Genomic DNA, 11,145 nt, shown 5'->3' with positions numbered 1-11,145 from the left:
CACGGAGTTAGCCGGTGCTTCTTCTGCGGGTAACGTCAATCGACAAGGTTATTAACCTCACCGCCTTCCTCCCCGCTGAAAGTGCTTTACAACCCGAAGGCCTTCTTCACACACGCGGCATGGCTGCATCAGGCTTGCGCCCATTGTGCAATATTCCCCACTGCTGCCTCCCGTAGGAGTCTGGACCGTGTCTCAGTTCCAGTGTGGCTGGTCATCCTCTCAGACCAGCTAGGGATCGTCGCCTAGGTGAGCCGTTACCCCACCTACCAGCTAATCCCATCTGGGCACATCTGATGGCATGAGGCCCGAAGGTCCCCCACTTTGGTCTTGCGACGTTATGCGGTATTAGCTACCGTTTCCAGTAGTTATCCCCCTCCATCAGGCAGTTTCCCAGACATTACTCACCCGTCCGCCGCTCGTCACCCGAGAGCAAGCTCTCTGTGCTACCGCTCGACTTGCATGTGTTAGGCCTGCCGCCAGCGTTCAATCTGAGCCATGATCAAACTCTTCAATTTAAGTTTGATGCTCGTGAATTAAACTTCGTAATGAATTACGCATGTTCACTCAGAGACTTGGTATTCATTTTTCGTCCGAGGACGTTAAGAATCCATGTCACTTTGAGTGCCCACACAGATTGTCTGATAAATTGTTAAAGAGCAGTGCCGCTTCGTTTTTCGCTGCGGCGCGGGGTGTGCATATTACGCTTTCCCGCTTCAGAGTCAAGCATTTATTTTTGCTTTTCTCTGCGAGGTTCTCACCGGAACCCCGCTGACCCGGCGGCTTGCTTGCCGTTGTTCCGTGTCAGTGGAGGCGCATTATAGGGAGTAATTCTGAGGTGACAAGGGGAAATTCAAAAAAACTTTTCAACCGTCTCTTTTTTCAACAATGCGGCGAGGAATGTCGCAAAAAACCGCCGTTTTGCTGTTTTAACCGACGAAACGGGACGCCTGGTGGCATACTGTTAGAGTAAAGAAAAGAAAGGAACGGCATTTATGTCTTTAAGCGCACAGCAACTGGCGGCACAAAAGAACATCTCCTGGGTACTGGCCGAGAAGCTCGCCCAAAAAATACTGACTGGCGAATATCAGCCGGAAAGCATTCTTCCCGGCGAGATGGAGTTGGGGGAGCAGTTCGGTGTGAGCCGTACCGCCGTCCGTGAAGCGGTGAAGACGCTAACGGCAAAAGGCATGTTGCTGCCCCGCCCTCGCATTGGCACCCGGGTGATGCCGCGCAGCAGCTGGAACTTCCTTGATAAGGAACTCCTGTCCTGGTGGCTAACAGAAGATAACTTCGAAGAAGTGGTGAGCCACTTTCTCGTCATGCGCAGCAGCCTGGAGCCACAAGCCTGTTTTCTCGCTGCCGCTAACGGCTCCGCAGAACAAAAAGCGCAGCTCAATACTTTAATGGAAGAGATGATTGCCTTGAAACGTCATTTTCAGCGCGATCGCTGGATAGAGGTCGATATGGCCTGGCATGAACATATCTATGAAATGAGCGGTAATCCTTTCCTCAGCTCATTCGCTTCTTTATTTCATTCCGTCTACCACACCTACTTCACGTCGATTACGCAAAATGAAGTAGTGAAGCTGGATCTCCACCAGGCGATTGTCGATGCCATTCTCAACAGTGATGCGCCAGGTGCCTTGCTCGCCTGCCAGGCGTTGTTGAACGCCCCTCACCCCGTAAATCAATAACAAGGAATTGGCATGAGCAGAAAAAAAGGGCGCAGTATGGCTGGCCTGCCGTGGATCGCGGCGATGGCCTTCTTTATGCAGGCGCTGGATGCCACCATTCTTAACACCGCCCTCCCGGCTATTGCCCACAGTCTTAATCGTTCTCCCTTAGCGATGCAGTCGGCCATTATCAGCTATACGCTGACGGTAGCGATGCTGATCCCGGTCAGCGGCTGGCTGGCCGATCGCTTCGGCACGCGCCGGGTCTTTATCATCGCTGTTAGCTTGTTCACTTTGGGGTCTCTCGCCTGCGCGCTCTCCAGCTCATTAATGGAGCTGGTCATTTTTCGGGTGATTCAGGGGATCGGCGGGGCGATGATGATGCCGGTGGCGAGGCTGGCGCTGCTGCGCGCCTATCCCCGCAGCGAGCTGCTTCCGGTACTGAACTTTGTGACCATGCCAGGTCTGGTGGGGCCGATACTGGGCCCGGTGCTCGGCGGGGTGTTTGTCACCTGGGCCAGCTGGCATTGGATTTTCCTGATAAACATTCCCATCGGGGTGATTGGCATTCTATATGCCCGCAAATACATGCCGAATTTCACAACGCCGCGCAGGCGCTTCGATATAACCGGTTTTCTGTTATTTGGCTTAAGCCTGGTACTGTTTTCCAGCGGTATTGAACTGTTTGGAGAAAAAATCGTGGCGACATGGCTGGCGCTGGCCGTGATTGCCGTCAGTCTGTTACTGCTCGTGGCCTATGTTCGCCACGCGCGCCGCCATCCGGCGCCGCTTATCTCGCTCTCTTTATTTAAGACGCATACTTTCTCAGTCGGCATTGCTGGCAACCTTGCCACGCGTTTGGGTACCGGCTGTGTGCCATTTCTGATGCCGCTGATGCTGCAGGTTGGCTTCGGCTATCCGGCCATTATCGCCGGCTGTATGATTGCCCCTACCGCTATCGGCTCCATTATTGCGAAATCTACCGTTACCCAGGTGCTGCGCTGGTTTGGCTATCGTAAGACCCTGGTGGGGATCACGGTATTTATTGGCCTCATGATTGCCCAGTTCTCGCTGCAGTCGCCAGAGATGCCGCTGTGGATGCTTCTTCTGCCACTGTTTGTGCTGGGGATGGCGATGTCCACGCAGTTCACCTCGATGAATACCATTACGCTGGCCGATCTGACGGATGACAATGCCAGCAGCGGTAACAGCCTGCTGGCGGTGACCCAGCAGCTTTCAATCAGTCTCGGGGTGGCCATCAGCGCTGCGGTGCTGCGCTTCTATGAAGGTTTTGACAATGCCAGCACGGTACAGCAGTTTCACTACACCTTTATAACCATGGGCGTGATCACCATCGTGTCGGCGCTGATGTTTATGCTGTTAAGAGCGAAAGATGGCCGTAATCTGATTAGCGAGCGGCACAAACGCTAAGCGGAGCCACGAACCACCAGCTCCGGCGTTAACTGAACGCGTTGCTGCTTTTGCTGCGGATCGGCCATTCGATGGATCAGCACATCGATGGCCAGTTCTCCCAGCTCATCTTTTGGCTGGTGAATGGTGGTCAACGGCGGTGTCATATAGCGTGCCAGCTCAATATCATCGTAGCCCACCAGCGCCATGTCCTGCGGAATGTGCAAACCGGCCTGGTACAACGCCTGATAAGCGCCAACCGCCATGGCATCGTTGCCGACAAATACCGCCTGCGGCCGCTGCGGCAAAGCCAGCAGCTGCTGCATCGCGCTAAACCCGCCGCCAAACTCAAAATCACTGGTCACCACGTATCCGTCGGCAACCGGCAGGCCGCAGCGCGCCATCGCAGCATGGTAACCTTCAAGGCGCAGACGAGCCGGGGTTTTATCCAGCGGGCCGGCAATACAGGCAATGCGCGAATGCCCCTGGTCAATCAGATACTGGGTCGCCATATCGCCGCCAAGTAGCGAGTTATCCTGAATCAGATCGCTATCGCCATCAAAGGGAGCCCAGTCCATCATGACCGTCGGTACCGACGGATAGCGCTGCATAATTTCCGGAGAGGGCTGATGGGTCTCCGTGCACAGCAGCAGTAGTCCATCGACGCGTTTTTGCATTAGCGTCTCCAGATTACGATTCATTCGCTGCTCATCACCTTCCGTATTACAGAGTACGAGGCTATAACCCCGCTCAAAACAGCTGCGCTCTACGCCCCGCACCAGCTCCGAATAAAACGGATTGGTACTGGCAGTGATGAGCATGCCGATGGTACGGGTTTGATTAAGCTTAAGGCTACGCGCCAGCGCAGAGGGGGCGTAGTTGAGGCTTTTGATCGCAGCGTCTACTTTGGCGGTAATCGCCTCACTGACAAAGCGGTCCTTATTGATGACGTGTGACACCGTCGATGTGGAAACGCCCGCGACGCGGGCCACATCTTTCATCGTAGCCAAGCATTACCCCTGTTGCGCTAAAAATTCATCAATCTCTGTGCGCCACGGCACGGATGGCTGCGCGCCTTTGCGGGTCACGGCGATCGCCGCCGCGGCATGCGCAAAGCGGATCGCTTCTGGCAGGGAAGTCCCTTCCAGCAACGCGGTCACCAGCGCGCCGTTAAAGGTATCACCGGCAGCGATAGTATCAATGGCCTGCACACGAAAGCCCGGGATCCGACGACTTTCGCCTTCGGCACTGAGCCAGACGCCGCGGCTGCCGAGGGTGATCATCACCGTACCAATGCCTTTGGCATGCAGCACGTCGGCGGCTTTTGCCGCATCCTCGTCGCTCTCAACGCGAATACCGGTCAGCTTTTCCGCTTCGGTTTCGTTGGGGGTAATGATATCCACCAGCGCCAGCAGTTCATCGGACAGTTCACGCGCTGGCGCGGGATTAAGCACCACGGTGGTCTGATGGCGATGGGCGATTTTCGCCGCCGCCAGGACGCTCTCCAGCGGCGACTCCAGCTGCATTAACAGCGCCTGTGCGCTAGCGATACGTTCCTTTTCCGCCTCAACCTGGGAGACGGAAAGCGCCGCATTGGCGCCGGCATGAATACCGATGACATTCTCACCTTCGGCGTTAACGAAGATTAACGCCACGCCGGTCGCTTCCCCGGCGACTGCGCGCACAGGCGCCACGTCGATTTTATCGCTCGCCAGCTGGCGGCGGATGCGTTCACCGATGTCGTCATCACCGGTGCAGGCGATAAACGCGATATCCGCTCCGCTGCGCCCGGCGGCGACCGCCTGGTTGGCCCCTTTACCACCGAAAGCCACCTGATAATGGTTGCCGGTGACGGTTTCACCCGGCGTCGGGAAAGCGTCAAGGTTAAGAATGTGATCGGCATTGATACTGCCAAGGACGACAAGTTTGCCTGCAGTTTTCATCATTTCTGTTCCCGGGAAAGCGCGCCACCGGGATCCGGTGGCGCATGCCCTGCTTTTCTTTTTTTATATTGTCCCTCGGACCGTTGCCAGTCCGAATCGCATTTTACTGCTTAACGACCAGCTTCAGCTCAACCGGGTAGTTAGCTTCCACTTTTTCGCCCTTCAGTACCTTATCAGCCGTCTCAACGCCTTTCGCGCCGATCTGCTCCGGCAACTGTGCGACGGTCGCCGCCAGTTTGCCACTGTTTACTGCTTTTTCGCCATCCGGAGTGCCGTCAAATCCAACCACCATCACATCGGACTTGCCTGCGGTCTGCAGCGCGCGCAGGGCGCCCAGCGCCATTTCATCATTTTGCGCGAATACCGCCTGCACGTCAGGATGCGCGGTCAGCAGGTTCTGCATCACGTTCAGCCCTTTGGTACGGTCGAAATCGGCTGGTTGGCTGGCCAGGACGTTAAACTTGTGCGCCGCCACGGCCTGTTTAAAGCCTTCGCCGCGCTCGCGCGCCGCAGAAGTCCCGGCAATGCCCTGCAGCTCAATGACTTTCGCACTTTCACCCACTTTTTTCGCGATGTAATCGCCAGCCATTTTTCCGCCCTGCACGTTGTCAGACGCAATATGGCTCACGACATCGCCTTTTGTGGCCTGACGGTCAAGGGTGATGACCGGGATTTTCGCCTGGTTTGCCATCTTCACGGCGTTGCCGACGGCATCAGAGTCGGTGGGGTTGATCAGCAGCAGCTTGGCGCCGCGCACCGTCAAATCCTGGACGTTCGCCAGCTCTTTCGCCGGGTTGTTCTGGGAGTCCAGCACCACCAGGTTGTAGCCCAGCTTGTCAGCTTCTTTTTGCGCGCCGTCTTTCAGCGACACGAAGAACGGGTTATTCAGGGTAGAGATAACCAGAGCGATGGTGTCTTTGGCCATCGCGTTTGCGCTGACGGTCGCACTTAGCGCAACAGCAGAGACCAGGGTCGCCAGTTTTTTCATATTCATAGTTAAGATGTCCTGTAGAGTTCTCAGTTACTGCTTTTTGTTATCTACCAGTACCGCCAGCAAAATCACCACCGCTTTAACGATCATCTGGTAATAGGAAGAAACGCCTAAAAGATTAAGACCATTATTCAGGAAGCCAAGGATCAGCGCGCCAATCAGCGTGCCGACAATGCGTCCTTTGCCGCCCGCGAGGCTGGTGCCACCGAGCACCACCGCCGCAATAGCGTCCAGCTCATAGCCCGTCCCCGCCGTCGGCTGCGCGGAGGAGAGACGCGCCACTTCGATGATCCCGGCCAGCGACGCCAGCATCCCGCACAAGGCGTAGACGATAATTTTGACTTTATTGACGCTAATCCCGGACAGACGCGTCGCCGCTTCATTACCGCCCAGCGCGTAAATATAACGGCCCAGGCGAGTATGGTGCAGCATGTACCAGGCCGCCAGGAAGACAATCGCCATAATCCATACCGGCGTCGGGATCCCCAGCGGACGCCCGATGCCAAACCAGCCGAACAGATCGGCGTTATCGCTAAAGCCGGTATTGATCGGGCTGCCGTTGGTGTACACCATGGTCACACCGCGCAGCAGCAGCATCATCACCAGGGTGGCGATGAAGGCCTGCACGCGGCCTTTCGCCACAATCACCCCGGTGACTGCGCCGATCGCGGCACCTAATGCGAGGGCGGCAGCGACCGCCACCAGCGCATTAACCTCAATGCCGACAATCGACGCCGCCACCGCACCGGTGAGCGCCAACAGGGAGCCGACGGACAGGTCGATCCCCGAGGTCAGTATGACCAGCGTCATCCCTACCGCCATGATGGCGTTAACGGAGGTCTGTTGCAGGATATTGAACAGGTTATTGACGGTAAAAAAGTTGGGGCTCATGGTCGATACCACCGCGATCAGCACCAGCAGGGCAATCAGCGATTTTTGCTCCATCAGCCACGCTTTCGTGAAATAACGGCGACCAGTAACAGCCTGGGTTGTCATCTTTCTTACTCCTGATTCACACGGTTAAGCTTGCCCACAGCGGCAGCCATCAATACTTCCTGGGTGGCCTGCTCGCGTGTGAATTCACCGCCGAGATGCCCTTCATGCATCACAATGATGCGATCGCTCATGCCCAACACCTCCGGCATCTCAGAGGAGACCAGAATGATGCTCAGGCCATCGGCTTTGAACTGATTGATGAGCTGGTAGATCTCTTTCTTCGCCCCGACGTCGACGCCGCGGGTCGGTTCATCAAGGATCAGCACCTTTGGCCGGGTCATCAGCCCGCGGGCAATGGCGACCTTTTGCTGGTTGCCGCCGGAAAGCAGGCCGATTGCCTGCTCCATGGACGGCGTTTTGACGTTAAACAGCCGAATGAAATCACTGACCGCCTGCTGTTCATCTTTATGCTTAAGGCTGCCGCCCGCCCGGCTGAAGTAGCGTAGCGCCGTCAGGGACATATTTTCTTTTACCGACATCCCGAGAACCAGGCCATCGCGCTTACGATCTTCGGAGATATAGACAATGCCGTTCGCCAGACCGTCCTGCGGCGAGCGGGTCACCACTTCATGGCCATCCAGCGTCACGGAGCCGCTGCTGCGCGGCAGCGCGCCGTACAGCACTTTCATCAGTTCGGTCCGTCCGGCGCCCATCAGCCCGGCGACACCCAGGATTTCCCCCTGGCGCAAGGTAAAGGTCACGTTTTCCACGCCCGGGCCGCAGAGATTATCGACCTTCAGGCGCACCGCGCCCGGCGCCTTATCGAGATGTGGATATTGATCTTCCAGCTTACGGCCGACCATCATCTCGATCAGTCGGTCCTCATCCAGCGAAGCCACTTCGCGCTCGGCGATAAACTGCCCGTCACGAAAGACGGTCACGTCGTCGCAAATCTCGAAGATCTCTTTCATACGGTGGGAGATATAGACGATGCCGCGCCCCTGCGACTTCAGTTCGCGGATGACGCGGAACAGCGATTCGGTTTCGGTATCGGTCAGCGCATCGGTCGGTTCATCCATAATGATGACTTTCGATTCGAAGCTCAGCACTTTGGCGATCTCCACCATTTGCTGATCGCCAATCGACAGATCGCCCACCAGCTTCTGGCTGTTAAAGCGGAGATTCAGCTTTGCCAGCAGCTTGTCGGCTTCGGCATACATCTGCTTCCAGTCGATTTTGCCAAAACGGTTAACAAATTCGCGACCAAGGAAGATGTTCTCGGCAATCGTCAATTGCGGGATCAGGTTCAGTTCCTGGTGGATGATACCGATCCCGGCTTCCTGGGAGGATTTGGGGCCGTTAAAGGTCGTCTCTTTGCCTAACCACAGCAAAGAGCCGGCATCACGGGTGTAGATCCCGGTCAGCACCTTCATCATGGTGGACTTGCCGGCGCCATTTTCCCCTACCAGCGCCATCACCCGACCGGCATAGACATTCAGCGCCGCGCCGGAGAGCGCCTTGACGCCAGGGAACGCTTTATCGATCCCTTTTAGTTGCAATAAGGCTTCCATGGCGGCGACCTCAGAACGTGACGCCGGCACAGAGAATGATATTCGCAAACGGGGAACACTCCCCGCTGCGAATTACCGCCTGACTGTCTGCGGTTTGTTTTTTGAACTGCTCATGGCTGGTGTAACGAATTTCAATGGTATTTCCCTGGTGCTGCTGCAGCTGCTCAAGGTGAGTGAGCAACGTCGCGTGGAGCTGCGGATTATGGGTTTTAATCTCTTCCGCGATAACAGCCGCTTCAACCTGCATTTCCGTCGTCACCACTTCCAGCACCTGCATAAAGGAAGGTACGCCCTGAGTCAGCGCCATATCAATGCGCGTGCTGCTGCGGGGAACCGGTAATCCGGCATCGCAGACCACCAGCGTATCGGTGTGGCCCAGGCGGGAAATGACCGCGGAAATATCAGCGTTAAGTACGGTGCCTTTTTTCATTTTTCTCTTTTGCTCCACTAGCGAAACGTTTCGCTAAAATAATTATTATCAATGTGTGAGCAGAAAACCATCACCAGAAGAGAGAAATGTGATCGCCATCGAAACGTTTCGCAAGACAGCGACAGGAGATGACAGCCGGAGTGAGAAACAAAAAGCCCTTCGCAATGGAAGGGCTTTTTTGACATCAGATTTCGACCTGGGTACCGAGCTCGATAACCCGGTTTGGCGGGATTTCAAACTGATCCGGCGCCCGCAGGGCGTTACGCTGCAGCAGCAGATAAAGCTTGCCGCGCAGGCGCAGATACCACGGTCGTTTGCCGATAATCAGCGACTCATGCGACATGAAGAACGAGGTCTCCATCATTCGGCAACTGAGTCCTTCCAGGCCACAGCGATGGAACACCTCTTCAACGTTCGGCGTTTCCCGCCAACCGTAGCTGGCCACCACCCGCCAGAACGACGGCGACAGCTGCTCAATCTGCACCCGGCGAACGTTATGCACGTAAGGCGCGTCTTCGGTGCGCAGAGTCAGAAGGATTACTCGCTCATGCAGCACCTTGTTGTGCTTCAGGTTATGCAGCAGGGCAAACGGGATCACGTTCAGGGCGCGGGACATATACACCGCGGTACCCGGCACACGCACCGGCGGTGACTTCTCCAGCGAAGAGATCATCGCTTCCAGCGAATTGCCATGCTCGTGCATTCGGCGCAGCAGGCGGAAACGTTCGCTCTTCCAGGTGGTCATCACCGTGAACATCACCAGCCCCAGGGACAACGGCAGCCAACCGCCGGAGACAATCTTATCGAGGTTCGCCGAAAACAGCGGAATATCGATACACAGGAAGGCCACCAGCATCAGGCCGACAAACAGCTTATTCCAGTGCCAGTTTTTGCGCGCCACCGTTGCCGACAGAATGGAGGTCAGCACCATGGTGCCCGTGACCGCGATACCATACGCCGCCGCCAGATTAGACGAATGCTCAAAGCTGACAATAACGATGACCACAGAAACGTACAGCAGCCAGTTAATGAACGGGATGTAAATCTGTCCGGACTCCATTTCCGAGGTGTGGATAATGCGCATCGGCGACAGATAGCCCAGACGCACTGCCTGACGGGTCAGGGAGAAGACCCCGGAGATCACCGCCTGCGAGGCGATAACCGTCGCCAGCGTGGCGATAATCAGCATCGGGATCAGCGCCCACTCCGGCGCCAGCAGGAAGAACGGGTTTTTAATCGCTTCCGGGTGCTTCAGCAGTAGCGCGCCCTGGCCAAAATAGTTCAGCACCAGCGAGGGCAGCACGACGGAGAACCAGGCCACGCGGATCGGCAGTTTGCCGAAGTGACCCATATCGGCGTACAGCGCTTCCACCCCGGTAATCGACAGCACCACCGCGCCGAGCGCAATAAAGGAAACCGTTTTGTACTGCAGGAAGAAATGCACCGCCCAGTAGGGGTTTAGCGCCTGAAGAACTTCCGGGTTAGCGTAAATGCTTCGCGCGCCGAGCACCGCCAGCAACAGGAACCAGATCAGCATAATCGGCGCAAACAGCTTACCGACCATGCCGGTCCCGTGCTTCTGGATCACAAACAACAGGGTCAGCACGATAATGGAGATAGGGACAATCCAGGTATCAAGCTGCGGGGCGATAATTTCTAACCCCTCTATCGCCGACATAACGGAAATCGCCGGCGTAATCACCACTTCGCCATAGAAGAAGCTACCGCCGATCAGGCCGAGGATCACCAGTACGGAGGTCATTCGGGCCGAGGTATTACGTCCGGCCAGCGACATCAGCGTTAAGATCCCGCCTTCCCCGGCGTTATCCGCCCGCATCACGAACGTGATGTATTTAATCGATACGGTAAAGATTAACAGCCAGAAAATCAGCGACAAAAAGCCAAACACGGCGTCGCGTTCAACGCCAAAGCCAAACTGACCTGACAGGCATTCGCGCAAGGTATACAGTGGACTGGTACCGATATCGCCGTACACCACGCCGATGGCCGCCAACGTTAATGCCGGCAACGATTGTTTATTATCAGTGCTCATAGACTAGTCTTTTCGTTTATAAAACAAATGTGTGCCTAGTCCCTTGGCCCACAAAAAGCGCACAGTATGCACGATTATTTGCGAAATCGTACCCCTAACAGACACCATATTAACCTGGCTCAAAAAAAATAAATCGAT

General features: G+C 55.9%; 9 protein-coding genes and 1 rRNA gene (1 of these 10 running past the window's edge). 2 read left to right on the top strand and 8 right to left on the bottom strand.

The genetic code is table 11. The features are described 5' to 3' along the window. Positions 1-515, bottom strand: a 16S ribosomal RNA gene (locus A1WC_RS00785); it reaches 1,025 nt to the left of the window's first position. A 477-nt stretch (positions 516-992) separates the two neighbouring features. Between A1WC_RS00785 and A1WC_RS00790 the strand changes: the two genes are divergently transcribed. After that, positions 993-1,694, top strand: a complete 702-nt coding sequence (locus A1WC_RS00790; RefSeq protein ID WP_012543294.1) for a FadR/GntR family transcriptional regulator — start codon at positions 993-995, stop codon at positions 1,692-1,694. A 12-nt stretch (positions 1,695-1,706) separates the two neighbouring features. Beyond that, a complete protein-coding gene (mdtD, locus tag A1WC_RS00795) occupies positions 1,707-3,104 on the top strand; it encodes a multidrug transporter subunit MdtD (protein WP_016162030.1) in 1,398 nt (465 codons plus the stop codon). On the opposite strand, the gene rbsR is transcribed toward mdtD, so the two are convergent. From rbsR to kup, 7 genes are all read right to left on the bottom strand, one after another. Beyond that, the gene (rbsR, locus tag A1WC_RS00800) at positions 3,101-4,093 is read right to left on the bottom strand and encodes a ribose operon transcriptional repressor RbsR (protein ID WP_012543295.1); all 993 of its coding nucleotides are present in this window, start codon (positions 4,091-4,093) and stop codon (positions 3,101-3,103) included. The two genes, mdtD and rbsR, sit on opposite strands and share 4 nt — an antisense overlap. A gap of 3 nt (positions 4,094-4,096) precedes the next feature. After that, a complete protein-coding gene (gene rbsK, locus A1WC_RS00805) occupies positions 4,097-5,029 on the bottom strand; it encodes a ribokinase (protein ID WP_008806707.1) in 933 nt (310 codons plus the stop codon). Between the two features lie 100 nt (positions 5,030-5,129). Beyond that, a complete protein-coding gene (gene rbsB / locus A1WC_RS00810) occupies positions 5,130-6,020 on the bottom strand; it encodes a ribose ABC transporter substrate-binding protein RbsB (protein ID WP_012969238.1) in 891 nt (296 codons plus the stop codon). Positions 6,021-6,047: 27 nt separating this feature from the next. After that, on the bottom strand, positions 6,048-7,013 hold the full coding sequence (gene rbsC / locus A1WC_RS00815; RefSeq protein WP_008806709.1) for a ribose ABC transporter permease: 966 nt from the start codon (positions 7,011-7,013) through the stop codon (positions 6,048-6,050). A gap of 5 nt (positions 7,014-7,018) precedes the next feature. Then, positions 7,019-8,524: a ribose ABC transporter ATP-binding protein RbsA gene (gene rbsA, locus A1WC_RS00820; protein ID WP_012543297.1), complete on the bottom strand. Its 1,506-nt coding sequence runs from the start codon at positions 8,522-8,524 to the stop codon at positions 7,019-7,021. Positions 8,525-8,534: 10 nt separating this feature from the next. Next, positions 8,535-8,954, bottom strand: a complete 420-nt coding sequence (gene rbsD, locus A1WC_RS00825; RefSeq protein WP_002882527.1) for a D-ribose pyranase — start codon at positions 8,952-8,954, stop codon at positions 8,535-8,537. Between the two features lie 184 nt (positions 8,955-9,138). After that, positions 9,139-11,007, bottom strand: coding sequence for a low affinity potassium transporter Kup (gene kup, locus A1WC_RS00830; RefSeq protein ID WP_008806712.1), 1,869 nt, complete (start codon positions 11,005-11,007; stop codon positions 9,139-9,141). Positions 11,008-11,145: the final 138 nt, after the last annotated feature.

Source organism: Klebsiella sp. KTE92 (assembly GCF_000398905.1).
Classification (GTDB): Bacteria; Pseudomonadota; Gammaproteobacteria; order Enterobacterales; family Enterobacteriaceae; genus Klebsiella; species Klebsiella variicola.
Note: the sequence above shows the minus strand (reverse complement) of the source record. Positions and strands in the feature narration are given on the sequence as shown.

Excerpts from the sequence above, each read along its gene's own strand:
- rbsA (WP_012543297.1), bottom strand. The coding sequence starts at position 8,524 with ATGGAAGCCTTATTGCAACTAAAAGGGATCGATAAAGCGTTCCCTGGC.
- rbsD (WP_002882527.1), bottom strand. The coding sequence starts at position 8,954 with ATGAAAAAAGGCACCGTACTTAACGCTGATATTTCCGCGGTCATTTCC.
- kup (WP_008806712.1), bottom strand. The coding sequence starts at position 11,007 with ATGAGCACTGATAATAAACAATCGTTGCCGGCATTAACGTTGGCGGCC.
- rbsC (WP_008806709.1), bottom strand. The coding sequence starts at position 7,013 with ATGACAACCCAGGCTGTTACTGGTCGCCGTTATTTCACGAAAGCGTGG.
- mdtD (WP_016162030.1), top strand. The coding sequence starts at position 1,707 with ATGAGCAGAAAAAAAGGGCGCAGTATGGCTGGCCTGCCGTGGATCGCG.
- rbsB (WP_012969238.1), bottom strand. The coding sequence starts at position 6,020 with ATGAATATGAAAAAACTGGCGACCCTGGTCTCTGCTGTTGCGCTAAGT.
- A1WC_RS00790 (WP_012543294.1), top strand. The coding sequence starts at position 993 with ATGTCTTTAAGCGCACAGCAACTGGCGGCACAAAAGAACATCTCCTGG.
- rbsK (WP_008806707.1), bottom strand. The coding sequence starts at position 5,029 with ATGATGAAAACTGCAGGCAAACTTGTCGTCCTTGGCAGTATCAATGCC.